This window comes from Ktedonobacter racemifer DSM 44963 (genome assembly GCF_000178855.1).
GTDB lineage: Bacteria > Chloroflexota > Ktedonobacteria > Ktedonobacterales > Ktedonobacteraceae > Ktedonobacter > Ktedonobacter racemifer.
Genome location: NZ_ADVG01000001.1, coordinates 1669785 through 1695741, shown reverse-complemented (window position 1 = coordinate 1695741; position 25957 = coordinate 1669785). Strand labels below are relative to the sequence as shown.

Annotated in this window: 23 protein-coding genes and 1 riboswitch; of the genes, 4 read left to right on the top strand and 19 right to left on the bottom strand. The window is 55.3% G+C overall.

The window, feature by feature from the left end:
• The first annotated feature begins 170 nt into the window (after positions 1-170).
• The gene (locus tag KRAC_RS07440; RefSeq protein ID WP_007905715.1) at positions 171-671 is read left to right on the top strand and encodes an HIT family protein; all 501 of its coding nucleotides are present in this window, start codon (positions 171-173) and stop codon (positions 669-671) included.
• 124 nt (positions 672-795) lie between these two features.
• Here the strand turns inward: KRAC_RS07440 and KRAC_RS07435 are convergent, their stop codons facing one another.
• The 5 genes from KRAC_RS07435 to KRAC_RS07415 all read right to left on the bottom strand — a co-directional run bounded on the left by KRAC_RS07435 (position 796) and on the right by KRAC_RS07415 (position 7689).
• Complete coding sequence (locus KRAC_RS07435) at positions 796-2028, bottom strand: RNA-guided endonuclease InsQ/TnpB family protein (protein WP_007905713.1); 1233 nt, start codon at positions 2026-2028, stop codon at positions 796-798.
• A 324-nt stretch (positions 2029-2352) separates the two neighbouring features.
• Complete coding sequence (locus KRAC_RS07430) at positions 2353-2898, bottom strand: acyl-CoA thioesterase (protein WP_007905712.1); 546 nt, start codon at positions 2896-2898, stop codon at positions 2353-2355.
• Positions 2899-3065: 167 nt separating this feature from the next.
• On the bottom strand, positions 3066-4913 hold the full coding sequence (gene typA / locus KRAC_RS07425) for a translational GTPase TypA (protein WP_052568281.1): 1848 nt from the start codon (positions 4911-4913) through the stop codon (positions 3066-3068).
• A 277-nt stretch (positions 4914-5190) separates the two neighbouring features.
• The gene (locus KRAC_RS07420; RefSeq protein WP_007905710.1) at positions 5191-7077 is read right to left on the bottom strand and encodes a glycoside hydrolase family 15 protein; all 1887 of its coding nucleotides are present in this window, start codon (positions 7075-7077) and stop codon (positions 5191-5193) included.
• Positions 7078-7263: 186 nt separating this feature from the next.
• Complete coding sequence (locus tag KRAC_RS07415) at positions 7264-7689, bottom strand: hypothetical protein (RefSeq protein ID WP_040442088.1); 426 nt, start codon at positions 7687-7689, stop codon at positions 7264-7266.
• A 403-nt stretch (positions 7690-8092) separates the two neighbouring features.
• On the opposite strand from KRAC_RS07415, the gene KRAC_RS07410 reads away from it, so the two are divergent.
• Positions 8093-9265, top strand: coding sequence for a DUF1786 domain-containing protein (locus KRAC_RS07410; RefSeq protein WP_007905707.1), 1173 nt, complete (start codon positions 8093-8095; stop codon positions 9263-9265).
• A 160-nt stretch (positions 9266-9425) separates the two neighbouring features.
• Here KRAC_RS07410 and KRAC_RS70905 read toward each other — a convergent pair whose 3' ends face one another.
• Both KRAC_RS70905 and KRAC_RS07400 read right to left on the bottom strand, forming a co-directional pair.
• A complete protein-coding gene (locus KRAC_RS70905) occupies positions 9426-9902 on the bottom strand; it encodes a helix-turn-helix domain-containing protein (RefSeq protein ID WP_007905702.1) in 477 nt (158 codons plus the stop codon).
• A 285-nt stretch (positions 9903-10187) separates the two neighbouring features.
• The gene (locus KRAC_RS07400) at positions 10188-10511 is read right to left on the bottom strand and encodes an SCP2 sterol-binding domain-containing protein (RefSeq protein WP_007905700.1); all 324 of its coding nucleotides are present in this window, start codon (positions 10509-10511) and stop codon (positions 10188-10190) included.
• Positions 10512-10790: 279 nt separating this feature from the next.
• Here KRAC_RS07400 and KRAC_RS07395 point away from each other — a divergent pair, with 279 nt between their 5' ends.
• A complete protein-coding gene (locus tag KRAC_RS07395) occupies positions 10791-11291 on the top strand; it encodes a 6-pyruvoyl trahydropterin synthase family protein (RefSeq protein ID WP_007905699.1) in 501 nt (166 codons plus the stop codon).
• 63 nt (positions 11292-11354) lie between these two features.
• On the opposite strand, the gene KRAC_RS07390 is transcribed toward KRAC_RS07395, so the two are convergent.
• The 12 genes from KRAC_RS07390 to KRAC_RS61025 form a co-directional block, all read right to left on the bottom strand.
• Positions 11355-12539, bottom strand: a complete 1185-nt coding sequence (locus KRAC_RS07390; RefSeq protein WP_007905697.1) for a pyridoxal-phosphate-dependent aminotransferase family protein — start codon at positions 12537-12539, stop codon at positions 11355-11357.
• A gap of 48 nt (positions 12540-12587) precedes the next feature.
• Positions 12588-12681: riboswitch (ZMP/ZTP riboswitch) on the bottom strand.
• A gap of 120 nt (positions 12682-12801) precedes the next feature.
• Positions 12802-13881: a 3-deoxy-7-phosphoheptulonate synthase gene (gene aroF / locus KRAC_RS07385; protein WP_007905695.1), complete on the bottom strand. Its 1080-nt coding sequence runs from the start codon at positions 13879-13881 to the stop codon at positions 12802-12804.
• Between the two features lie 250 nt (positions 13882-14131).
• On the bottom strand, positions 14132-14503 hold the full coding sequence (gene aroH, locus KRAC_RS07380; RefSeq protein WP_007905693.1) for a chorismate mutase: 372 nt from the start codon (positions 14501-14503) through the stop codon (positions 14132-14134).
• 321 nt (positions 14504-14824) lie between these two features.
• The gene (gene trpA / locus KRAC_RS07375) at positions 14825-15679 is read right to left on the bottom strand and encodes a tryptophan synthase subunit alpha (RefSeq protein ID WP_007905691.1); all 855 of its coding nucleotides are present in this window, start codon (positions 15677-15679) and stop codon (positions 14825-14827) included.
• Between the two features lie 13 nt (positions 15680-15692).
• Positions 15693-16424, bottom strand: a complete 732-nt coding sequence (locus tag KRAC_RS07370; protein ID WP_007905687.1) for a B3/B4 domain-containing protein — start codon at positions 16422-16424, stop codon at positions 15693-15695.
• A gap of 22 nt (positions 16425-16446) precedes the next feature.
• The gene (gene trpB / locus KRAC_RS07365; protein WP_007905685.1) at positions 16447-17685 is read right to left on the bottom strand and encodes a tryptophan synthase subunit beta; all 1239 of its coding nucleotides are present in this window, start codon (positions 17683-17685) and stop codon (positions 16447-16449) included.
• Between the two features lie 38 nt (positions 17686-17723).
• Entirely contained in the window at positions 17724-19175 is a 1452-nt protein-coding gene (gene trpCF / locus KRAC_RS07360) for a bifunctional indole-3-glycerol-phosphate synthase TrpC/phosphoribosylanthranilate isomerase TrpF (RefSeq protein WP_007905684.1), read from the bottom strand.
• A 38-nt stretch (positions 19176-19213) separates the two neighbouring features.
• Positions 19214-20278 carry an anthranilate phosphoribosyltransferase gene (trpD, locus tag KRAC_RS07355; RefSeq protein WP_007905683.1) on the bottom strand — a complete coding sequence of 355 codons (1065 nt, stop codon included), beginning with the start codon at positions 20276-20278 and terminating at the stop codon, positions 19214-19216.
• A gap of 51 nt (positions 20279-20329) precedes the next feature.
• Positions 20330-20893, bottom strand: coding sequence for an anthranilate synthase component II (locus KRAC_RS07350; RefSeq protein ID WP_007905682.1), 564 nt, complete (start codon positions 20891-20893; stop codon positions 20330-20332).
• Position 20894: 1 nt separating this feature from the next.
• Complete coding sequence (gene trpE / locus KRAC_RS07345) at positions 20895-22505, bottom strand: anthranilate synthase component I (protein WP_007905681.1); 1611 nt, start codon at positions 22503-22505, stop codon at positions 20895-20897.
• Between the two features lie 72 nt (positions 22506-22577).
• Entirely contained in the window at positions 22578-23615 is a 1038-nt protein-coding gene (gene trpS, locus KRAC_RS07340) for a tryptophan--tRNA ligase (protein ID WP_007905679.1), read from the bottom strand.
• A 508-nt stretch (positions 23616-24123) separates the two neighbouring features.
• Positions 24124-24867, bottom strand: coding sequence for a lytic transglycosylase (locus KRAC_RS61025; RefSeq protein ID WP_007905677.1), 744 nt, complete (start codon positions 24865-24867; stop codon positions 24124-24126).
• A gap of 287 nt (positions 24868-25154) precedes the next feature.
• Here KRAC_RS61025 and KRAC_RS07330 point away from each other — a divergent pair, with 287 nt between their 5' ends.
• Positions 25155-25874 carry a metal-dependent transcriptional regulator gene (locus tag KRAC_RS07330; protein WP_007905676.1) on the top strand — a complete coding sequence of 240 codons (720 nt, stop codon included), beginning with the start codon at positions 25155-25157 and terminating at the stop codon, positions 25872-25874.
• Positions 25875-25957 lie beyond the last annotated feature (83 nt).

Genomic DNA, 25957 nt, shown 5'->3' with positions numbered 1-25957 from the left:
TTGTCCCATTTTCCGTACCTGGGGCTGGATAGTATGCCTGAAGTTTAACGAGCTGTTGTATGGAAAACCCGCTCATCAGTAGGTTTTCTCTGAGATTGTTTTTCCCCTCCTCAGGTTGATATACTTGTCTCTCTACAGATCGGTTTCCAACAGGCGTGAGGAGAAACGTGATGTTCAATTCCCAATCATTTGATATGGATGCGTATGAAAAGCGCTCAAAAGGCCCTTGTTTTATCTGTGAAATGCTTGCTGGTAATCCTGACTACCAGCATCATCTGATTTATGAGGACCAAGCTGCTGTCACTTTCCTCAACAAATATCCGACAGTGTATGGCTATGCCCTGGTGGCTCCACGAGAGCACCGTGAGCAGGCCACAGGGGATTTTACGCTGGAAGACTATCTTGCACTCCAACGACTGATTTATCAGGTCGCCGAAGCCCTGAGAAAGGTATTGCCAACAGAACGGGTCTACATTTTGACGCTTGGCAGCCAACAAGGGAATCGGCATGTTCATTGGCATATTGCTCCTCTGCCTCCAGGAGTCCCTTATGAGCAACAGCAAACAGCGGTTCTGGATATTTCCAGAGGAATTCTTTCCATTTCGGATGAAGAAATGGCAGCGCTTGCTCAAGCTATTCGCCAAGAATTGGAGCGTTGTTACCTCTTCTAACCACCCCTCCCCAACTCGATTGCGCTAGTTGAAGTCAGTACCCTACGGCTAAAGCCGAGGGCTTGGAGTTGTGTCTGAACTCCACCGCAATTCAGCATACCGTTTCAGGCGTGCGGCTTTGGCTTCATCGTCCGACACAGAAGGCGCGTACTGACAAGAGGCCCGTTCCTCTCCAGTCTTGCCGGATAAGAAGCGTTCGCATCGCAATGTTTCTTGCACCAACCAGATCGGCATGGAGCGTGTACTGACAATTCTGACAGACAAAGAGCAATCCTTTGTTGGGTCTATTCTCTTTGCAGGTGTGCCCACATTTGGGGCACGCTTGCGAGGTAGAGTTGGCATCGACCTTGATTGCCATACTTCGATGTAAGAGCGCTTTATAGGCAATCATGCTATGCAACTCAGCGAAGGACCATTTGGAGAAGGTACGATTGGCTTTTCGCTGTTTTGCATTTTTGCCTTTACGTCGTTTGGTACGCTCTCGAATGTCTGTCAGATGCTCCAGTCCAATCAAGCTTTGAGGGTGCTGTAGGACAATCCGCTTACTCACGACATGATTGGTATTCTGCTTCAACCGTCTCTCTCGTCCACTGATGGCAACGAGCCTTCTTGTCGCTGAACGAGTGCCTTTCTTTTGCAGACGTTTTCTCAGTCGTGCGGAGTGGTTTGCCTTGGGGACAATCTGTTTGCCTGAATGGAAGGTGCAATCCCCTTGCATCGTCGCCGTGACGGCAAGGTATCGCATCCCCACATCCACTCCAACGACCTGCTTGTGTGTTTCAGGTGTAGGATCAGCCATCTCAATTGCAAGAGAGACAAGGAGGTAAAACTGTTTCTTGGGCTTGTCATACCAGAGTTTCGATGCACCAATCTCCGCTCCACGCTGGATCAATGCCACATGCTTATTGTAGCCAGTATAGGGCACGATAACACGTCCCTCAAGGGTCAGGATGCTCACCTGCTGCTCTTTCTTGAAGGTGTAGTCTTTCTTGTACTGATAGGTCAACGTGGGGGAGATGAACGTGGGAGCCTTATCAAGCCCTTTGTAGCGTTTCTTGGTCTTCCCTTCCTTACGATGAACAGCATTGTTCTTGACCTTTGTCCAGAGGGTTTTATACGAGGCACCAACTTGGCGAGGAACAGAACAGGCCATTTGCGAAGGCAGATGAAAACGGAGGCGGATCTCTTCGTAGGTGGCATCTTGCAAACGAACAGCATTGCTCATCTTGCCATGCGCAAAGGCGTACTGGCTCACATAGTTGAGTGAATCCCGATACGCCAGTTGCGTTGTACGTAATGCCTTGAATTGCTCGGGTGTTGTATTTAATTTGAGTTTCGCTGTTACTACCGTTTTCATACGCTAAATCATACCATAGTTTTCATCTGACTGTCAACAATACATGAGCAGATGAAAGCATGTTTACGGCGTATTCCACCCAAGCCACCGACAAAGGAACGCCGCATTCCTCCCCATGCCTGAAAGGGCAGGGGCATCCTGCGGCGTTTTGGGTGAATGATACCAGTTCACCGTGAGGAAAGTAAGCGAAGCCACCTGATCAAGGGGGGCTTCGCTTACTTTCCTCACGCTACTATTCGCTCAATTTGAGGTCTAGTTTCATTCTTTGCTCCCCATAATGGCTATTCCCCGCCCTCTTGCTCGCTTTTCTCTTAGCGCTACTTTTTAAGAGGGATTCTCTTTGAGAAGCTGCTCTAGTTTCTGGGTATGCTGGCGGCGTATGCTGGCGCGTTCGATAATGGCACGCTCCTCGTCGTCCGCTGGCTCGAGGGGCGGAATAGGCGTTGGCTTGCGATTCTCATCAAGGGCAACGTAGATGACGTTGCTGCTGGCGATCTTACGTACCTCGCGTGTGATAAGGTCCTCCGCTGTGACCTCGACGCCGACATCCATGCTGGTGCGGCCCGCGTAGTGGAGCTCGCAATGCACGGTGACCACATCGCCAATGAAGGCGGGGGCCAGGAAGTCGAAGCGCTCAACTCTGGCCGTCACGACATAGGGACGATGGCAGTGCTTGATGGCGACGACGGCCGCGGCTTCGTCTACCATTCTCATGATCACGCCGCCGTGGACGTTGCCCTGGCTGTTGGCGTCGATCAGTTCCATGTTGCGGCGTGTGGTGCTGCGTGAATAGGCGATGCTATGCCCCTGGGTCAGGTCAACCTCGGGCAGGTTCTTATATCTATTAGCAATTCTCTCGAATGGGTTCATTGGCTGTGATTCTCTCCGGCAAACGATATTTGTGTAACAATATACTTTATTATCTCATCACCAACAATGCTGTGCATATGTAGCTGGCTGCATATTTCTATCCAGGACAACAAAAAAACTTTCTGCGATCCCGCAGAAAGTTTTTTTGTTGTTTTACTACTTTTTAGCTAGTCTTCGCGGGCGCGTGAGCGCTCGTTCTGCGTCAGGTAGCGTTTGCGCAGGCGAATATTCTTCGGCGTAACTTCAACCAGTTCGTCGTTGTTGATGAAGTCCAGCGACTGCTCCAGGCTCATCAGAATTGGCGGTGTCAGGCGTACTGAGATGTCAGACGTGGAGGAGCGGATATTGGTCTTCTGCTTCTCTTTACACACGTTGACTACCATGTCCATGGGGCGTGTGTTCAGGCCAATGATCATTCCCTCGTACACGTGGGTTCCCGGCTCGATGAAGGTATCACCGCGCTGCTGGGCGTTGTTCAAACCATAGATGACGGCGGTTCCTAGCTCGGAGGCCATCAAGACACCCATGCGTGTGGTACCCATCTTACCCAGCCAGGGTTCGAAGCCGATCAGCATGCTGCTCATAGCGCCGTTACCCTTGGTCAGGGTCAGGAAACTATTGCGGAAGCCGATCAAGCCACGGGTTGGAACCTTGTACTCGATGCGTACATTGCCGTAGCCGTCGCTGGCCATGTTCGATAGCTGGGCTTTACGTGTGGCCAGGACCTCGGTTAGGGCGCCGATATACTCGTCCTTTGTATCAATGACCAGGTGCTCAAAAGGCTCAAATGTATGCCCATGCTCATCCTGGCGTGTGATGACCTCGGGACGCGAGACCTGAAACTCGTAGCCCTCACGGCGCATGGACTCGATTAAGACGGAGAGGTGCAGCTCGCCACGACCCGAGACGACGAACTCATCGGGAGAGTTACCGTCCTCGACGCGCAGGCTGACGTTGACCTCCAACTCGCGATAGAGGCGCGCACGCAACTGGCGCGATGTGGGGTACTTACCCTCGCGTCCAGCAAAGGGGCTGGTATTCACGCCAAAGGTCATCTTCAGGGTTGGCTCTGAGATGGCGATGGTCGGCAAGGCCTCTGGCTGCTCTGGATCGGCAAGCGTCTCGCCAATATTGGCATCCGAGATACCCGTAACGGCAATGATATCGCCTGCCTGGGCCTCGTCGATCTCGATGCGCTGTAGGCCGCGGTTGGTAAAGACCAGATTCACCTTCTGGCGGCTTATATCGCCATCGCGTGTAATGCGGGCCACACTACTGTTGGGAGTGATACGCCCACGCGTGATGCGGCCAATGGCGTACTTGCCCTTGTAATCGTCATAGTCCAGGGCCGTGACCAGCATCTGGAAAGGCGAATCCATGTCGACCTTTGGCGCTGGAATGGTATTGAGGATGGTCTCGAAGAGTGGCTCAAGACTGACGCGCTCATCATCAGGATTGCGCATGGCGACGCCTTCGCGCCCAATCGCAAAGAGCACGGGGAAGTCGAGCTGCTCATCGGACTTGGCTAGCTCCAGGAAGAGGTCCTGCGTCCATTCCACGACCTGGTCGATACGCGCGTCTTTGCGGTCGATTTTATTGATAACTACGATTGGTTTCAAGTTAAGCTCTAGCGCTCTTTGCAGCACGAAGCGTGTCTGGGGCATGGGGCCCTCAGCAGCGTCAACGAGTAGGATACAACCGTCGGCCATGTTCAGTACTCGCTCAACCTCACCACCGAAGTCGGCGTGTCCAGGTGTATCGATAATATTGATCTTGGTATCGTGATAGTTTACAGCGGTATTCTTCGCCAGGATGGTAATGCCACGCTCGCGTTCCTGGTCGTTTGAGTCCATAATCAGTTCGCCGACCTGCTGATTCTCGCGGAAAATGCGGCTCTGCTTGAGCAATCCATCGACAAGCGTTGTTTTACCGTGGTCGACGTGAGCGATGATCGCTACATTGCGGATGTCGGTTCGTTCTTTTAGCTGATTTGGGGTCTTTTCAGGGGTTGCCATAGTTGTCTCGGTATCAGTAGCGTCAGAAATTTGCATGGTAATAGCGTAAACTCCTCAGGGGGCATAAGAAAACCGGACGTCCACGGCGCCCGGTGGATAAAGCAAGCAAGTAAATGGACCGACAATTCCAAGCTACATTGTAACGACTCCGCTCACCTTCGTCAAGGCAAGCATGAATTAATAGGTAGTGTATTAGGTAGTGTATATGGTGGTGGTTGCGGGCGATGCCCGCAACCACCACTACTTCACTTCTTGAGCGCCGCAGGCGTGAATAGTCCTAGAAAAACGTGCGCGACTGCGCGGGATGCGTTCTATTTAACGCCTGGTCAACGTTGTAGCAGGCCGTAATTAGTGAAAGATGCGTAAAGGCCTGGGGGAAGTTTCCCAACGCCTCACCCGTAGGACCAATTTCTTCTGCGTAGAGTCCCACATGGTTCGCATAGCTCAACATCTTCTCTAGCATCAGGCGCGCTTCCTGGACACGACCTGCCCGTGCCAGTGTCTCCGCCATCCAGAAGCTACATGGGCTAAACGTTCCCTCGGTGCTGCCCAGGCCATCGGGCGCGGCCTTCTTCGGATGATAGCGGTGAACCAGGGAGTCGCTACTCAAATCACGCTGGATGCGCTGAATGGTGCTCAAGATGCGCGGATCGGTCGGACCTGCGAACTTTGTCAAGACCATAAGGAGCGAGCTTGCGTCTACTGCATCACTCCCATAGTATTGAACAAAGCTACCAATTTTTTCATTCCATCCCTTGCTCATGATCTCTTGATAGATCTGCGCGCTTGTGCGTGTCCATGTATCGACGGGTGCGGGTAGACCCCGATGGCGAGCCAAGCGCAGACCACGATCAAAGGCAACCCAACTCATCAGACGTGAATGCACAAAGGGCTTGGGACCACCACGTACCTCCCATATTCCTTCATCGGGCTTTTGCCAGTTATCCTTTAGCCAATTGAGCAAACGGCACAAATTTTCCCATAGATCGTAGGAGATTGAGGCGTACTGATTATAAATGTAGATGGCATCCATCAGCTCACCATAGATATCAAGCTGTACCTGCGAGTAGGCCCCATTCCCAATGCGTACCGGGCCGCTCTTCTTGTATCCTTCGAGATGATCCAGGGTGAACTCGGTCAGGTCGTGTTTGCCATCAATAGTATACATTGGTTGCAGCATCATCTCGTTATTTTTGAGTTCATGACAGCGCGTGTCAAGCCAGCCCATGAAGGCCTCGGCTTCCTGGGTGAAGCCCAGTGTGAGCAGGCTATAGAGGCTGAAGGCGGCATCGCGTAGCCAGGTATAGCGATAGTCCCAGTTGCGCGTGCCTCCCAGGGTCTCGGGAAGGCTGGTGGTTGGGGCCGCGACAATGGCTCCAGTCGGAGCATAAGTGAGTAGCTTCAGGACAAGGGCCGAGCGTTGCACCATTTCACGCCAGCGTCCCTGGTACTGACATTGGGCGAGCCAGCTCTGCCAGTAGGCCATGGTTTCGTTGAACTCGGCGCGATAGTGCGCCTCCGAATGATCTTGGGGCGCGATCTCATCGCAATTGGTGCTTTCAAGAATGAAGCGTGCGGATTGTCCCTGGTGCAGCGTAAAGTGAGCTTCTACGCCACCCTCGTCGTTTGCCTGCAAGGGAATGGAGGATACGAGCGCCAGGCACATGCTCTGGCTATGAAAAATGACTCCCTCCCTATCATCGGCGAAGGTCAATGTATGGACGTCGCGCGCATAATTGAAGGCTGGCTGACACACCATGTCAAATGAAAGCGAGCCGCGTACTACGGAGACCGAGCGCACGATATGATGCTGGCGATGCGAGCGTTTGCCGCGTTTAATGGGCATAAAATCCGTGATTTCGGCGACGCCATCTACCGTCAGGAAGCGTGTAATCAGGATGTTGGTCTCGGGCAGGTAGATCTGCTTATGCCCCATGTTAGGTGTCTCAATGGGGGCGATGCGGAAGCGACCGCCTTTCTGGGTATCAAGCAACGCGCCAAATACGCTGGGCGAGTCGAAGCGCGGGAGGCAGCACCAGTCAATCGAGCCATTCTTGCCGACCAGGGCCACGGTGTGCAGATCGCCAATGACGGCGTAGTCTTCAATGGGCTGGTAGCCATTCGCTGAGCGGTTGAGGATCGTGGGCTGCGAATCTATAGCCATAGGAATCCTTTCGTCGTAATCTATTCTATCTCTTATTAGAGATATACGAGTAGTAATTGATAAATAGACATATTGATATAGATGTATTGATCTCTAATAGGAGAAAAGGGTGTGGTGGTGGTTGCGATCTGCAACCACCACCACACCCTTTTCTCATTCGTAACTCATATATGATTACTTAATCTTCTACTTAATCTTCGCGAGCATTTGCTGCACCATGTCTTTGAGGTCCAGGTGTGTGCGGGTGTCCTGGCTGCCCAGGCAGGTGAGGTCGCTACTCGTCTTGCCCTGGTAGGTAATCGTGGTCGAAGTGCCGAAGGAGGCTGATTTCAGGCAGCCGCGTCGGGGAATCTTGCTCACATCGCCAACTGCCTGCAAGACAGTATGGAGCTGCTGGATCGCGAAGGTGCCAGCAGGAAAGGTCTTATCCTGGTAGGTGCCGAAGTGCGTTCTGCCTTTCTGCGTATAACTCAGGCTACCACTGCCATCGCTATGAATTATCAGCGTATAGCCGGGGGTATTGGTCGAGCCAGAATTGGTAATGGTGGCCAGGGAGCCACCAGTCGCGGCGCCTGAGCCGTGCCCCTTGGAGGTAGTATCAAAAGCCGACATCGCTGTTATTCTTCCTATACTCATGGATGCAACGATAATAACTAGAAGGAGCACTATGGTTGTGCCTCCTATCCATAATACGCGCCTCCCTGGTAAAAAGGAACGATGTCCAGGGGTATTGATGTGATGAACTGACATAAATTGTACCTCTCCAGGGTCAGATTATTGCAGGTAGACAAGGCTTGGTTAAGTCTGTTGTTCCTATCTTATGAACCCTTTGCGTTCTTCGTAATGACGTTATTGGCAGGAGAAAAGTTCCCCATGGATTGCTGTTATAGCGTTGGGGTAATGAAATTTTCTCCCTCTTCCCATAATAAGCATCTTAGGCTACAGAGGGGAGCCTCGCTCTGATGCTATACTTCCCTTGGTAGTAGACAAAGTTTACGCAAGGAGAATATACCCTATGCAGCCATCCACACGTATCCTGGCCATTGATATTGGGACCGGAACCCAGGATATCCTTTTGTTTGAGAGTGGCAAAGAGATGGAGAACTGCTTCAAGCTGGTCATGCCCTCGCCCACCGTCATTATCGCGGAACGCATCAAGCAGGCAACAACAGCAGGGAAACATCTGCTCTTAACGGGTGTTACGATGGGTGGTGGTCCCTGTCACTGGGCCGCCCGCGATCATGCGCTGGCGGGCTACGCCGTAGCTGTCACACCTGACGCGGCTCGCACCTTTGATGATGACCTGGCGGGCGTCGAGCGCATGGGTTTTGAGATCATTGATGATCAAGAGGCCGAGCGTCGCGCCGCGCAAAATGATACCGTCCATATCGAGATGCAGGATTTCAATGCCCAGGCTATTCTGACGGCTTTTACGGCCTTTGATGTCGATCCCACCGTCGATGCCATTGCCCTGGCGGCCTTTGACCATGGGGCCGCGCCTCCTGGATATAGCGACCGACGTTTCCGTTTTGACTTTATTACAGAGACTGTCCGGCGTCACCCCTCACCCAGCGCCTTTGCCTACTTGGCCCAGGATATTCCGTCCTCACTCACGCGTCTCCAGGCGGTGGCGCAGAGCGCCCGGCGCTATCTGAGCCTGAGCGGATCGCGCCCGGATGTGCCTCTGCTCTTGATGGATACCGGCTCGGCGGCGGCGCTGGGTTCGCTCGAGGATGCCAGGGTGCGTGAGCAGCGTGAGTCTATTCTCTGCAATATTGGCAATTTTCATACCCTGGCCTTTCATCTGCGCGATGGCGAAATCATGGGCATTTTTGAGCATCACACGGGGGAAATTGATCGCGTACGCCTGGAAGAGCTGCTCCGTAAACTGGCCCAGGGCACATTGACTAATGAAGAGGTCTTTGCGGATAGCGGCCATGGGGCCTTGATTATCAAACGCTTGTATGAGACGAGCACTCAGCCAGGTGGGAACTTACCCTTTCTCTCGGTGACGGGACCGCGCAGGGCGCTGCTGGATGGCTCTGAACTCAAGCCCTATGCCTGTACGCCTCACGGGGACATGATGATTACAGGCTGCTTCGGCCTCTTACGCGCGCTCGCGGACAATAATCCCACGCTCGCTCCAGCCATTGAGCCAGCGCTACTACCTGCCTTCAAGCTATCCTGAATACTATCCAGTTTGAGACGCTCCCCGGTCCTACTAACCTGGGATTGTGCGCCTCTCTTGCTTGTCCTGATCTATGTATTGTGCCTTTGTCCTGGACAAGCGTGTGCAGGTGAGGTGTTTTTCTATGTGGGTATGGAAGAAGCGTTTGGGTGTGCTTAATTCATAGGCTTGCCGTGAGGGGTGAGGAATGGGATCGGTTACGAGTTCGGCGTTGGGGTTTGAGAGGAACATCGGCAGCGGTTTGGACACGGGTGACTTTTTCGCGGATTAACGATATCTGTGAATGGACGGCCTGGCGGGACTGCTGGAGTTTTCGCGCTATCTCAGAGGGGCGTTCATTAGCAACGATGTACTGGCATATTATTGCTTGCTTCTCAGTCAGACCTATGGCCGGGTGATCAAGAGCCAGGCGAGCCATATCTTCCAATTGACCATAACGACTACGTCGATAATCATTCAGGTCGTCCGGAGAGAAAAGCCATCGGTCGACGACACGTACTCCTGGTATGCGTCCTGCCTCAACCAGGTGCATAAAGTGCCAATAGCTCAGATCGAGGTGTTTCGCCGCCTCGTGAGTTGTCATCATGCCATTGAGATGCTGTAGGTTACGATGTAGATCGCTACTCCTAAGGACCATTGTCGGACGCCTTTCTACGGGTACAGCCGTGAGTTAAAAAGTGCCTGGCAAAAGACATTCTTAGTTACAATGAGTATAACATAGGAGCTTATCGTAGTTCAAGCTTGGTAATTCCGCAAATAGTCAAAAATAGGGAACGCTAGAGAATGCGGAGAACTTAGCCTTTGGGATAGTATTTCGCTCATCTCCGCATCCCAGTAGAGAAGATAGCGCTTACTACTGATCCGAAACCCTGAGCGCGAAGCGCTAGTCGCGAGAGCGACGTTGGGTTTCGGAATAAAAATCTTAGCGACCCAGGTCAAATAGGCCCTGGAGGCGCATCGCCAGCATCATGTCGCCAGTCAGCTTGACTTTGCCTGCCATAAAGGCGTTCATTGCATCCAGTTTTCCTGCCGTGATGTCCAGCCAATCGGTATCCTTAATAGTGAAAACCACGTCTGGTTTCTCGACGCCGCCCTCAATCAACTGGCAGGTCTGGTTCTCAATTTTCGCCGCGTACGATCCAGCCTGCTCGCCAGTTATATTAAACTGAAAGGTCTTGTTGAGTCCCGCTGCCCCTTCCGGCTTGAAGCGCGATTGTAAGGCCTGGAATGTTTCTGCTACTGTCATTTCTTTTCTCCTTTGAATACGAGCAGGTAATTCCCTGCTGGCTATAGTATAGTCATAGAAATGCCAATGCCTTCAAGAACGCGCGCTTCTCGCCTGCGAAGCTCAGGGGTAAAGGGGTGTGGGTGGCGAGCCGAGGCAGATGGCAAGGAAGAATCCTCCAGGATAGAGCATGGCTCTTGTATACAAGGTCCTCTAATGATATGCTGAAAGCAACAAGACGTCGTTGATGTGAGCATACCATTACAACAGATGTCGTAGAAAGAAGTAGGGGGTCCTATCATGTCCGGTGAGCGGATTGCGCGCAAGGTAAAGATCGAGGGCGGCTATCTCAATTTCAGCTCGGCCCACTTTATCACCTATGGTGGCAAGTGTGAGCGCTTGCATGGCCATAATTATGGCGTTCTGGTCGAGGTTGAGGGGACGTTGGGTGAGGATATGCTGGTCTTTGATTTTACTGTACTTAAACGCCTGACCAAGGAGATCTGCAAGCGCCTCGATCACCATTTTCTGCTGCCCCTCCACAATCCGCACCTGCAATTGGCCTCCACTGAAAATGAGTGGGAGGTGCATTTTGTGGGCAAGCGCTATATCTTCCCGCGCGCCGATGTGGCGGAGCTACCCATCGATAATTCGACCGCCGAGCGCCTGGCCGAGTATATTTGCAACGAACTCTGCCATGAACTTCAGGCTTTTAACACCTCTAATCTCTCTTCTATCATGGTCGGCGTCGAAGAGGCCCCCACACAGATGGCTTACTATAAACTCTCGCTTAACGAGTAGTCGTGAGGCGAAAAACAGCGGCTGCACTCTCAAGTGCAGCCGCTGTTTTTATCCCTACTCTTCTTATCCCTGGCGTACAGCTTCGAGCCATACGGCCTGGGCGGCGGCAACCGCCTTGCCCGGCTGGATGTTATACCCCTGGATTTTATACCCAAGAATCGCCAGGCTGTTCTCAACGGCGCTCAGCGCGACCAGGACGTCATTGGGGGTCATATAGCCCATGTGCCCGATACGGAAGATGCGCTCTTTCAGGGTTTTGCCCTGCCCCGCGGCATAGATGACGCCGAAGGTGTCGCGCGCAACCTTGAGGAAGGCCGAAGCCTCGACGCTCTCTGGAACCATGACCGCGGTCAGGGTATCGGAGGCAAACTGCTCTTCTGTGCACAACAGGTCAAGTCCAGCGGCCTTGATGCCTGCGCGACACATCTCACCCATGAGGTGATGGCGCTCCTGCACCTGCTCCCAGCCCTCTTCAGCCAGCATGTTCAGCGCGGCTTGCAGGCCATAGTAGAGCGAGATGGGGGGCGTTTGTGGGGTCTGACCCTTGTCATAGCTCTTCCGGTATTCCTTCAGGCTGAAGTAGAACTTGGGTGTATGCGCCTCTTCCGCCTGAGCCCATGCTCGCTTGCTCGCGGCGATGATCATCATGCCGGGAGGACACATCAGGGTTTTCTGTGAGCCGGTGAAGGCGACGTCTACGCCCCACTCATCCATGTGCAGTGGAAGTGCGCCCACGCTGGAGACGCCATCGACGAGGACGAGCGCGCCATGTTTTGCGGCCTCGGCGGCGATCTCTTTCACGGGATTAGAGACGCCGGTGCTGGTCTCATTATGTTGCAGGCAGACGGCTTTGATGCTGCCCTGGTGCTTGCTGAGCACCTCGGCAACCTCGGCTGGCCTGGCGGCGGTTCCCGGCTCGTAGTCCAGGTGCTCGACGGCATAGCCCAGTTCCGCGTTGGCCTTGGACCAGCGCTCACCAAAATCGCCAATCACGACGTTGAGCACCTTGGCGCCTGCGGGCACAAAGTTGACCATCGCGGTCTCCCAGCCACTACTACCCGAGCTTGCCAGGACGTAGACCTGCTCCTGAGTGCGGAAAAGCGCCTGGAGCTTACTGGCAACGTCTTTTGCCAGCACGCTAAACTTCTCGCTGCGGTGATTGATCATGGGCATGATCATGGCGGCGGCAACCTGCGGGGGAACAGGCGTGGGACCTGCCAGGTGTAGGGCAACTTTCTCTTTGAGCATGTGTATCTCTCCCTCGTTTCAGCAAACAAAAAAGGCACCATCAATCTGGTGCCCAGCCCAGGCGAGCGGCTGATACATAAATTAAACTGTTCTCCAGGCTTCCCCGTGGTAATCCACGTACGCGCCAGTTACCGAGAGAACACGGAATGTGTCTACTTTCTTCTTCCAGTATACCAGATATTCTGCATTTTTCCAGGGGCTGTGTGAGTCAGGTCCTCAAGATGAGAACCCGTCTCATGCAGCCCTGGAGCTTTTGTCGCGCCTAGCGTGTAATGAAGTCGCGGCCGATGGCGTGTGCCACTGCTTGCGCCTGTGGCATCAGTTCGTTGAACTGCTGAATGGTCAACGACTGTGCGCCGTCCTTCAGCGCCTCGTCGGGATTGGGGTGTACCTCGATCAGGAGGGCGTCGGTTCCCGCGGCGATAGAGGCCAGCGTCATCGGTCCCACCAGGTGACGGTGACCTGTGCCCTGGCTGGGATCTGAGATGATCGGCAGGTGCGAGAGCGTCTTCGCGACGGGGATGGCGCTGATGTCCATTGTGTTGCGGGTCGCCTTCTCGAAGGTACGGATGCCGCGCTCACAGAGGATAACGTTTTTATTGCCCTGTGAGAGCACGTATTCAGCCGCCAGCAGCCACTCTTCGATGGTCGCCGACATGCCACGCTTCAGTACGACGGGCTTGTTGGTGCGCCCAATCTCGTCCAGGAGCATGTAGTTCTGCATGTTACGCGTGCCGATCTGGAGAATGTCAGCGTACTCGCAGACCATGGCTACATCGGATGGGGTCATGACCTCGGTAATTACGGCCATGCCAAACTCGTGGCGCGCCTTTGCCAGCAGTTGAAGGCCCTTCTCACCTAGGCCACGGAAGCCGTAGGGGGAGGTTGAGGGCTTGAAGGCACCACCACGCAGGATGACGGCTCCAGCCTTGCGCACGGCCTCGGCGGCGGTCATCAACTGCTTCTCCGTCTCGACTGTGCAGGGACCCGCCATCATGACGACGTCTTTGCCGCCAATTGTGACACTGCCATCGGCGACACAGGCCACGGGTACCTCGACCGTGGTATTCTCAGGGTGAAACTCGCGGCTGGCAAGCTTGTATGGCTTGGAGACGCGTAGAACGTTGTCTACGCCGGGCAGGCCCTCGAGAGAGTCTTCCAGGCCAGGGGTGATGCCACCGATGCCACTGGGCAGGCCCGCGTTGCCGGTTTGCCCCAGCACACCAATAACGGTGCGCTCGACGCCCTGTGAGAGGTGTCCCGAAAGTCCATGGTTCTGCAAAAATTTCAATACGTGCTGTATCTCTTCGTTATTACTATGCGCTTTCATAACGACAATCATGAGTCCTTCTCCTTCTTCTCGCAAACAATTGAGTACGAGCAAACAGCGCTCGCGCTCCGGCCACCGTGACCACCTTGTCATAATTGCCGGGTCGATACAACTTACTTCTTCTCCGAAATCCCTGAGCGTGCTTGCCCCCGAATGAGGGTTGGGTTTCGGAATAAGATCTTTGTCACCAACCTGCTTTTCTCTGTCGGTGATGAATAACAATAACTTGAGCCTGCCTGGACCTCTATCTGGCCTACACGCCCTATTTGTGTAGACCGTAGCTTGGGCGCAGGCGGATAGCTTCGTGCAAATACACGTGACGCATCTCGGCGTTGCTGCGCGTGCTGTTGACATGCAGCAGGACGCGGATGCACATTCCCAGGCTCTCAGGCACGGGAATCTCGCGTGCGCACATCAGCGGTACCTCGGTCCAACCGATCTCGCGTGCCGCTTTCGCGGGGAAGCAGGCATCAAGATCCTCGGTCAGCGTGAAGAGCGCGCTGGCGATGTCTTCAAGCTGAAGCTCATTCTCGCTGACGAGATGCTCCAACAGCTCTCTGGTTGCCCTACAGATCTCCTCCTCGGTGTTTTTCTTGACCGTTGTTGCGCCACGTATTCCTCGACAGTAGACCACTATGCTTTCACCCCTTTACCGGTTAAATACTCGCCCTTCTCGACCAGAAACACTGGTAAGCAAGAACGAAAGTGTCTCCATTGTAAGGGATGAAGGCAAGGTTCTTCCAGCCCGCGATGCTACTGTTGTGGGCGTGGTATATGCAAGTAGCCGCATACGCAAGTAGCGGGCCAGCATATATACCACGCCCACAACCACATTCCCTCCCTTTTTGTTTCCTATTTTGCCCAGTTCATCTAGGCAAATGTCCCTCTTCTTCTCCGAACACCCTGAGCGCGAAGCGCTAGACACGCCAGTGGCGTTGGGGTTCGGAATAAGATCTTATTGATTACTCCTGGTTCCCTGGTGCAGACTCTGGATATAGCTTTTGACTGCCCCAGGTTGCTCCTCTTCGCTAGAGCGGTCGATCAGGTTGACCAACGCGCTACCCACAACCGCTCCATCGGCTATGCGACTGATCTGCGCGATATGCTCAGGAGTCGAGAGCCCAAAGCCGACCGCGATAGGTACCTGTTTGGGTTCGGTATAGCGCCGGATGCGCGCGATAAAGCTCTGTAGATGCGCTGGAAGCTCTGTGCGTGCGCCAGTGACACCACTCAAAGAGACGCAGTAGACAAATCCGCCCGGTCCCTGCGCGACCAGTTCGACGACCCGCTCCATACGCTCATCCTTAATGGTTGGGGGGATGAGGAAGATAAGGGCGAGGCCATGGCGAGTGGCTGCCTCGCGCAACGGTTCTGCTTCGTCTGGGGGGAGGTCTGGTACGATGATACCACAAACCCCACGCTGGAGCGCCTCGGCGCAGAAGCGCTCCAGCCCATAGGCCAGAATCGGGTTGTAGTAGCCCATAAAGACAAGCGGCGTCTTGCTTTGAGCGGAGATGCGTTCCGCGATGCGCATGCAGCCGCGAATCGACATCCCGCGTTCGAGGGCGACGTGTCCTGCGTGCTGGATGGTCGCGCCATCGGCCAGAGGATCGCTGAAGGGCAATCCTAGCTCAATGATGTCTGCCCCCCCCTCTATGGCCGCCTGGATAACGCGCACGCTCTGCTCTTCGTTGGGATAACCACACATAAAGTAGGGGATCAGTGCGCCCCGTCTCTCTTCTTTGGCGCGCTCAAAGGCGTGTGTGATGCGTGCCGCTGGCGACGCGATGGTCTCCTGTTGTCTCTCCATAAATTACTCCAAATCACTCCTCGTTTGCTTCGTCCGTTATCCTGGGATGGCTGGCGTCCAGGATGGTTGCGGTGAGCCGTGTTTCGTCTCCTGCCGCGTAAGTGCGTAGTAGCTCCTGAAGCTCTGTCAGGGCCTGCTCAATGTCTGTTCGCCCCTCGGCATGATGCGCCTCAATAGTAATGATGGCGCTGGTCGTGCTCTCCTGCGCTGCGCTTGGCTCACTCTGGCGCCAACACCAGCGTCTCGCGATGACCAGGCCTTGCTCATCCGAGAATACGACCTCGCCTATCTCGGGATGCTCGACTTCGTCTGCGCCAAGCAGGATGTAGCGCTCGCTGCCATCCGCGAAGTGGACGGTGACCTTGCCGGTGATGGACTGAATATCAAAGACCGCGACTGGCAGGCCATAGCGGATGCTGACCAGGTTGCCAATATCCACCAGGGTATTGATGCAGGGAATATCTCCCTTCTTGGTCAGGCGGCGCAGCAGGGCCTCGGCGGCGCTGCGGTACTGCGTAGGCTCGACACCAAAGCCGCGAAAGGCAGCACGCCAGGCCGCCAGGGATGGTAACTGGCTGAGCGGCGTCTTGCCAATGCGTTGTATAACCGCTTGCTGCTCGTTGATGTAAGTATCACGCAGCTTTTCAGGTGTAGGGCCGTTGCGTAGCCCACGGGCCAGGATTACGCCCCCAACTACCTGGGGATAGCGTGCCAGCAGATCCGCGCTGTAGCCAAATGACATCATGTCGCCCTTTTCCCTTCTGTTTCTACAGGCTTACGTTCAGCGCCTTCGCGACGGTGATCATATCCTTATCACCACGTCCGGAGAGGTTGACGAGGATGAGTGAGCCTGGGACGATCTCGCCGCGCTCTCCCATCTCTAGCAGGTAGCCAAGCGCGTGCGATGACTCCAGGGCTGGAATGATACCTTCGGTCCGGCTCAGTTCTTGCAGGCCGCGCAGGGCGGTGGCATCGCTGGCGGCTCCATAGGTGGCACGCCCGCTGTCTTTCATATAGCTATGCTCTGGCCCGACGCCGGGATAGTCCAGGCCTGCCGAGATGCTGTGTGTGTCAAAGACCTGCCCATCCTCATTCTGGAGTAGGTAGCTCATGGCTCCATGTAGCACACCTGGCGTTCCCGCGACGAGCGTGGCCGCGTGTTCTCCCTGCTCCATGCTGCGCCCACCGGCCTCCACGCCGATTAACTTGACCTCGCTGGCATCGGCGAAGGGGTAGAAGATGCCTATGGCGTTGCTGCCGCCTCCCACGCAGGCCAGGATCATGTCGGGGAGTCGTCCCTCAAAATCTTGAATCTGCTCGCGCGCCTCGGTACCGATGACAGATTGGAAGTCGCGCACGATTAGAGGATAGGGATGGGGACCTGCGGCGGTGCCAAAGAGGTAGAAGGTGCTTTCGGCATTGGCGACCCAATCGCGGAAAGCTTCATTAATGGCGTCTTTAAGTGTGCGCGAGCCAGTATCGACTGAGCGTACCTCGGCCCCCAGGAGCTTCATGCGAAAGACGTTGAGCGATTGTCGCTCGATATCGACGGACCCCATGTAGATGATGCATTCTAGCCCCAACATGGCGCAGACCGTGGCCGTGGCGACGCCGTGCTGGCCCGCGCCCGTCTCCGCGATAATACGCTGCTTACCCATGCGCTTCGCCAGGAGCGCCTGCCCCAGGGCGTTGTTGATCTTATGTGCGCCCGTATGCGCCAGGTCCTCGCGCTTGAGATAGACCTTGACATCTGGTGCGACGAGCTTTGAGAAGCGAGGGACGTAGTAGAGTGGTGTGGGACGACCCACATAGTGCCGCAGGTACGCCTCTAGCTCGGCCTGGAAGGCTGGATCTTTGCGTGCCTTCTCATAGGCCGCTTCCAGCTCGGCAAAGGCCGTGGAGAGGCTCTCAGGGATAAACTGGCCGCCATACTCGCCAAAGCGTCCCCGCTGATCGGGATAGCGCTGGTGCTGATACTGTGGCGTCTTTTCCTCTTGTGCTTGCATGCGTAGTATCTCTTTCTAGTCGTTCCAGAATTATGTGCTTAGCGCTGGCTGGTGCGTACCTGGCTCAGGAAGCGCAGAATTTTCTCGGGATCTTTCTGTTTCTCGCTTTCAACGCCGCTGCTGACATCGACGCCCCAGGGCTGAACCTGTGTGATGGCCTCGCTGACGTTCTCAGGCGTCAAACCGCCCGCCAGGAAGATGCGTTGCCCCTGTGCTGCCTGGCGGGCCAGTTGCCAGTCCGAGACCTCGCCTGTTCCGCCCCACTGTGGCGTTGGCGTGTCCAGCAGGAGCCGCCACGAAACCTCGCGATAATCTCGCAACCTCGCCAGGTCATCCTCCGTACGCAGGCTCAAGGCTTTGATGACGGGCCGTTTGATACGCTGACAGAACTCGGCTGTCTCATTCCCATGAAGCTGTACATATTGCAAGCCAGCCTCCTCCACAACGTCGTTGATAAAGCTGGCCTCCTTGTTGACGAAGACCCCAACGAGGTCAGGCACGCGCTGCCCCTTCTCCAGGCGCTGAGCGTAGCTGCTGCTCGCTAAGATCTCGCGGACGTGGGCAGGCTCAATATAGCGGTGGCTTGGCTCATGAAAGATGAAGCCGAGCAGGTCCGCCCCCGCCTCAATGGCCGTGGTAATATGTTCCGCCTGGCGTAGGCCACAGATCTTGACCTGCGTGCTCGCGTTTGCCCCTCGCAGAAGACTCTGGATCTGCCCTGGCACATCTCTGGAGACGACCAGGGATTCGCCAACGAGCATACCCTGGACATCGTAGCGCGCCAGGCGCCGGGCGTCCCCCTCGTTATGAATGCCGCTCTCGGCGATAACAATGCGGTCGGCGGGAATCTGTTTGCGCATATCGCGAATGAGATCCGGGTGCATTTTAAAGGTCACCAGGTCGCGGCTATTGACGCCAATAACCATAGCCCCCGCCTCGACGGCGCGCCGCACCTCTTCCTCACTATGCGCCTCGACCAGGCACTCCATGTGCAGCGTGCGCGCCAGCTCCAGCAGGTGGCGTAGCTGAGTATCATCTAGCAGCGCGCAGATAAGCAGGATGGCGTCCGTACCCCAGGCGCGTGCCTCGTACACCTGGTAGTCATCGATGATAAAATCTTTGCGCAACACCGGGATCTTCACGGCCTGTTTGATGGCCTGTAAATACGCGGGCGAACCCAGGAAGAAATGCGGCTCGGTAAGGACTGAGATGACCGCTGCCCCATTGGCTTCATAGGTTCGGGCCAGCTCTACGGGAGTGGTATCCGTAAAATCATGGATGAGCATGCCCTTCGAGGGCGAGGCGCGCTTCACCTCCGCGATCAAGTGCACCTCTGAGCGTGGCTCGAAAGCCCTCACGAAGTCGCGTGGCGGCTCCTGCTCGCTGGCCTGCCTCTGTAGCTCCTCTAGTGGTACCTCTCGTTTACGCGCTTCGAGGTCGAGACGCGTTTGTGTGACGATGCGATCAAGAAACATATTTTTACCTGGCAATCGACTGACTCCCTATTAGGAAACCTGAGCGCGAAGCGCTAGTCACGAGAGTGACGTTGGTTTCCGCATAAGAACTGAGTATACTCTATAACATCGGCGAGGGTGCGCCTGGCTTTACCCTCGCGTAGTGTGGACTGGGCAAGTTTGATGCCTTCATGGATCGAAGGCGCAAGGTCATTGGCGTAGAGCGCCGCCCCCGCGTTCAGGCAGAGCATGTGCGTCTTCGGGTTGTCGCTATAGTCGCTGAGGAGCGTGCGTAGCATCTCGGCGCTCTCGGGTGCGTTTCCTCCCTTAAAGGCAGCGCGGTCGCTGATCAGGGGTAGGCCAAAGTCCTCCGGCGTGATGCTGTATTCGCGCGTTTCCGCGCCCTGGCGTATCTCGCAGACATAGGTTGGCGCGCTCAGAGAGCATTCATCCAGGCCATCGGCCCCATGCACGATGAGAGCATGCTGGCAACCCAGGCGCAGGAGCACCTCGCCCATCTTGCGCATCACACTGCGGTCGGGAACGCCCAGGACCTGGTAGCTGGTGTGCGCCGGGTTGGTGAGCGGGCCAAGAATGTTGAAGATGGTGCGAATGCCGACTTCGCGTCGGGTTGGACCAATATACTTCATGGCCGGGTGATAGGCCGGTGAGAATATAAAGCCGAAGCCAACCTCGTCGACGCAGCGTGCGATCTCTTGTGGCCCCAGGTCGATCTTCATGCCCATGGCCTCCAGTACGTCCGCGCTACCACAGTGGCTGGTGGCTGAGCGGTTGCCATGCTTGGCGACTTTTGCTCCGGCCGCCGCTGCGATAATGCCCGCGCCTGTGGAGACGTTGAAGGTTCCCGCCTGGTCACCACCCGTGCCGCAGGTGTCGAGTGCTCGCGCCCGGCTCTGCTCGCCGAGATGGACCTGGACGGCCTTCTCGCGCATGACATGTGCCATTCCGGCGATCTCTTCAATAGTCTCACCACCGGGGCGTATACGCAATACCGCCAGGAATGCGCCCATCTGGGAGGGCGTGGCGACTCCCGTCATCAGTTCTTCCATGACTTCGGCGGCTTCGCCTTCGTTCAGGGTACCGCCGCTGGCGATATGCCCGATTGCCTCTCGAATCATTGCTCGCTTTCTCCTCGTTTTCTGCCTGTCGGCCTTGCGCCCCAGGCGTCCTTACCGGGTTAAAAAATTGCGTAATAACTCTTTGCCTACGGTTGTGATGATGGACTCGGGGTGGAACTGTACGCCCTCCACGGGATATTCGCGGTGGCGCAGCCCCATGATCAGACCGTCCTCCGTCTGGGCCGTGATCTCCAGCGTCTCTGGCAGGGTTTCACGCTCGACGATGAGGCTATGGTAGCGCGTGGCCTCAAAGGGTTTTGGTAGTCCTTGAAAGACGCCCTGGTCATCGTGATACATGAGCGCGGTTTTGCCATGCACTGGCTCCGGGGCGCGGATGACGCGGCCGCCATACACCTGTCCAATGGCCTGGTGTCCCAGGCAGACCCCCAGTAGCGGCGTGCGCGCGCCAAAGCGCTCGATCACCTGGCACGAGATGCCTGCCTCATTTGGCGTGCAGGGTCCCGGCGAGATGACAATGTGCTCCGGATGGAGCTCCTCAATCTCGTCAAGCGTGATCTGGTCATTGCGTTTGACGAGGACTTCCGCGCCTAGCTCCGCCAGATACTGGTAGAGGTTGTAGGTAAAGCTGTCGTAGTTATCGATGAGCAGCAACATCTTATTGGTCCTTCCCACTGGGTAGCGCGACCGTGGCGGCATGTGCCTGGAGATATTCGCGCGTAATGGTCTCGGCCTCGTCTACGGCGCGCATCTGGGCGCGGGCCTTGTTGACGCTCTCCTGGTATTCCTTGGTTGGGTCCGAGTCAGCGACGACGCCACCACCGGCCTGCACATAGGCCACACTATCTTTGATTACCATGGTGCGCAGGGCAATGGCCGTCTCCTGGTTCCCATTATGACTAAAGTAGCCAACTGCGCCCGCGTAAAGTCCGCGCTGGTCACCCTCCAGCTCGCTGATGATCTCCATGGCGCGAATCTTGGGCGCGCCCGACACCGTTCCCGCCGGGAAGCCCGCGCGCAGGGCCTCAAATGGCGAGACATTCTCTCTCAGCTTGCCTGTGACGTTCGAGACCAGGTGCATGACATGCGAATAGCGCTCAATGGTCAGGAATTCATCGACCTTGACGCTGCCAGGCTCGCTCACGCGTCCCACATCGTTGCGCCCCAGGTCTACCAGCATGACGTGCTCCGCCTGCTCCTTGGGGTCCTGGCGTAGCTCGTCGGCCAGTTGCTGATCGCTGAGGTAGTCTCCGCCACGCGGTCGTGTGCCTGCGATAGGTCGAATCGTAACCTCCTCGTCTTCGTAGCGCACCAGTAGCTCTGGCGATGCCCCCACCACATAGAAGTCTTGCAGGTCGAGGTAGAACATATAGGGCGAGGGATTGATGGCGCGCAACGCCCGGTAGACCGTAAAGGGGTCAGCCGTGATGCGGCGGCTGAAGCGTTGCGAGGGTACGATCTGGAAGGCGTCGCCCGCTTTGATATATTCAATCGAGTGGCGCACCATCTCCTCGTACTCCTCCTGGGTGCGATTGGAGACCCAGGGCTCGGATTTCTGCTCCAACTGCTCCGGCGCTGGTAGGGGAACGCGTACAGGCTGGCGCAGGCGCTGCTGCACATCCTCAAGGATGGCACTGGCCCGCTGGTATTCGGCTTGCAGGTCTGGCGCGTCCAGGTGCAGGTGCGTGATCACGCGCACGCGCTGCTTGACATGGTCAAAGACCAGCACTGTCTCAGTAAAAATAATCACCGACAGGGGCAGATCGAGTGTGTTTTTGGCGGGAACGGGCACACGTTCAAAGCGCGAGACCGCTTCATAGGAGAGGTAGCCGACGCTGCCACCGAAGAACTTGGGCAGTTCGTTGGGCGCCATGTCTGGCGGCAAGACCAGTCGGTACTGGCCTAACTCCTGCTCAATCAGAGTCAGGGGATCGTGACAGGGAACCTCTTCTCTGCGTGTGTTGACCTCGCCCTGGCTACTCTTGCTCATCTTGAGCAGGGTCGCGGTTTCATCACGGTGGACCATGACCATGTAGGGGTCAATGCCGATGAATGAATAGCGTGCGACTTGCTCTCCCCCGGTGACGCTTTCAAGCAGAAAGCTATAGGGATTCTGGGCTGTTTTGCAGTAGGCGGAAACAGGTGTCTCCATGTCGGCCAGGATGTCACAATAGAGGGGCAGTATGGGTCTGCTCTTGCTGACATCCTGTCTACCCGTCTCTATATCATGCAGCCTTTGAATTTCGGCGAGCGATGGCGAGTATAGCATGCTCAAAATCCTTCTCTCTGTTCTGGCAAGGCTTCTGAAGTGAACCACTTCAGAAGCCCTTTTTACTCTGTGTTAACCCAGACCTACAACTGTTTTGACGTTGCAAACTGTCTCCTGCGCGATGGGGCGAACCGCGTCCGCTCCTTGCTTAAGGATGTTCTCCAGTTCAGCCATATCATTGATATATTCGTAGTAGCGCTTCTGAATAGGTTCCAGCGTGGCAACGAGCTGTTCGGTGAGCGCGGCCTTAAAGTCGCCATAGCCCTTGCCCTCGAATTCGGCCTCAATTACTGCCTGCTCTTTGCCCGTGATCGCCTGGTAGATGCTTAGCAGGCTGGTGATACCGGGGCGCTGGGGATCAAACTTCACCAGGCGCTCAGAATCTGTCTGCGCGCGCCCGATCTTCTTCTTAATGACCTTGGGATCATCCAGCAGGTTGATGCGCGACTGCGGATCGGGATCGCTCTTGCTCATCTTCTTGGTTGGCTCGCTCAGCGACATAATGCGCGCCGCGACGTCGCGGATCTGTGCCTGTGGCAGCGTAAAGACTGGCTGCTTATAAAGGCTGTTGAAGCGCTGGGCGATATCGCGTGTCAGCTCGACGTGTTGACGCTGGTCATCACCAACGGGGACATAGTGCGCGTGGTAGAGCAGAATATCGCTGGCCATCAGGACCGGGTAGCTATACAGGCCGTTGCTCACGCTATCCAGATCGTCCGCCGCCTTGGTTTTGAACTGCGTCATGCGGTTCAACCAGCCCATGGGAGTGAAGCAATTGAGAATCCAGGTCAGCTCGGCGTGTTCCTGGACGTGCGACTGGACAAACAGTTTGCAGTGTTCCAGGTCCAGTCCCACCGCCAGGTAGAGCGCCGCCAGCTTGCGTGTATTCTCGTGCAGCTCTCTGGCGTCGATGGGCAGGGTAATCGCGTGCAGGTCAACGATACAAAAGATGTTTTCGTACTGTGCCTGTCCCACGACCCAGTTGCGGATGGCTCCCAGGTAGTTGCCCAGGTGAATATTGCCAGTCGGTTGCACACCCGAAAAGGTGCGTTTCTTCACGGGAGGCTTGCCAGTTCCCGCCGCTAGCTGCTCAGTGGCTTTCGCATTCATCTCAATCGTCATTGCTCCATCTCCCAAGAAAACATGTATTTACAGAAAACAAAAAACGCCTCTCACCCCCCTACAGGGACGAGAAGCGTGTCGCTTTCGTGGTACCACCCTTGTTCAGATTATCCGCCAGTATCATATTGTCATGCTGCGTAACTTGCTTTTCTGGGTTGCGGATAATCCCTCTTTGCCGGATACGGCCTCGTCAGAGCGCTCAATCTTTTTCTCTACTTCTGGCTCTGTCCTGGTGACATATCCTGTCCTCGATAACGGGGGACGTTCCGAAAGAGTACTACTAATTCTATCGGCGTAGAACGTTCGCTCTTTAGCTTGCAGGCCCATTCCATAGCTGTGCTGATATCGGTTTCCACCATCCCCGACTCTCTGGCATCGTCGACAGGCTATGTACTTTTCCTGTTCATCGCGTTCGGTATTTCTTTGTGCGTATGAAAAAAGTATAGTAACAAATTTGTGTTCTGTCAAGTGCTATATGCGCGCATTTTCGCTTTATTCATTCATATTTTTCCATCAGGGCCTTTACACTTTTGACATATGTATGATTGAAGATGCCGTAGTGATCCAGGTTCCAGGAGCCTTCGTTATAGGCGCTGACCACCTTGTCCAGGTCGCCATCATAGCGCTCCCACAACTTGTAGAGGTAATATGTTCCCAGGCGGATGTTATCCTCAAGCTTATAGGGATCACGCCTCGTACTAATGGTACTGTTGAGCGCCTTCGCCGTATAGGGCATAAGTTGCATGACGCCAATGCCGCCATCCTTGGCGATGACGTGCTGCTTCCAGCCGCTTTCCTGCCAGGCAATTGCCAGCACAAGGTCTGCTGGAAGACCATAGTCGTTCGCGTATTGGCGTAGCATATCTTCCACCTGGGTCTTTGAGGAGCTTTCCAGGGCTGTGTAGGCATACCAGCGCACGCTGCCATCTTCTAATATTCCAGCTTCCTGTATAGTCTGAGGTAGACAGAGCCGCTGACCATAGAGAATCAGGTTCATATTCAGCAGGTAATTAGCCTGGGCGATATCTGCTAACGAGACTCCAGATTGTTGCACGATATGATTGAGGTTATCTCCCACCTGGACCGTATACCACTTGCACTCCTTGCCCGCTCCTGGATCGGCTGCGAAGGTCTGGAAGTGGAGAAAACTCATCGTAAACAGGAAGAGGAACAAGACACATAATAGTGGTGAGGGCAGCATCCCTCTGCCCCTTCTCTGCTGCAAAAAGCGTTTTCTCATCTTGCACTACCTCCTCCCCTTACGACTTTCTGCCTGCAACACATCTTTACTATAGACCCCTCTTGTATAAACACATACCAACTCTTTAATGCTTCTAAAGGATGACTAGCAGCCCCACGCTTCTTACCTTCTATTGGGTAAAGGATGGAGGAGGCGTTTTGCGCGCGTCAGCGCGCAAAACGCCTCCTCCATCCCCCTAATCTTGACGGCCTTTTTTTCGCATGTTACAGTGAAGGAAATATTTGTACTTGTGGCTGGCTAGCAAGTTTGGAGAAACGGGGCCAAGAATGATGAAAGCAGGCGAAGCGCTGAGCGCGACGGTCGAAGAATATCTGGAAAGCATCTATAACATGAGCGTTGAAGGCGAACTCGTGATTGGCGCGCGTCTGGCCGAGAAGTTTGGGGTCTCCGCGCCTACCGTGACGGAGATGCTGAAACGCCTGGTGAAATCTGGATACATTGAGATGGACAGCAAGCGTCATATCACCCTTACTGAGGCTGGTTATGAGGCGGCGGAGGCCGTTCTACGCCGTCATCGGCTGACCGAGCGTTTTCTGGTGGATATGCTGGGGATGCAGTGGCACCAGGTGCATGAAGAGGCCTGCCGCCTCGAGCACTTTATCTCTGGCGCGGTCGAGTCGCGTGTGATTGCTAGCCTCGATCTGCCTCAGACCTGCCCCCATGGCAACCCTATCCCCGGTATCGTTCCCAATGCTCGCACCTATCTCAAGGATAATCATGCCCTGCGCCTCTCCAGTGTTTCCGAGGGGCAGCAAGTCACTGTGCTCTGTATCTCTGAAGTCGTTGAGGATGAAGAGGCGCTGATCCTCTACCTGCACCAGAAAGGCATTACCCCTCGTATGCATGTGACCGTGCTTTCGCAGGAGCATGTGGAGCCTGATGTCGATCCTACTGCTCGTGGTGAGCAATTCTTGCTACAAGTGGATGGGCGCCAGGTCGCGATTAGCAAGGCTTCTGCCGCTAAAATCTGGGTCGTTGCCGACTAATGTCCATTCCCTCTTGCTAACGTGCCTTCTCATCTTATGCGCATTGCTAGGACCAGCCAGCCTCACAGGCTGGTCTTTTCGTC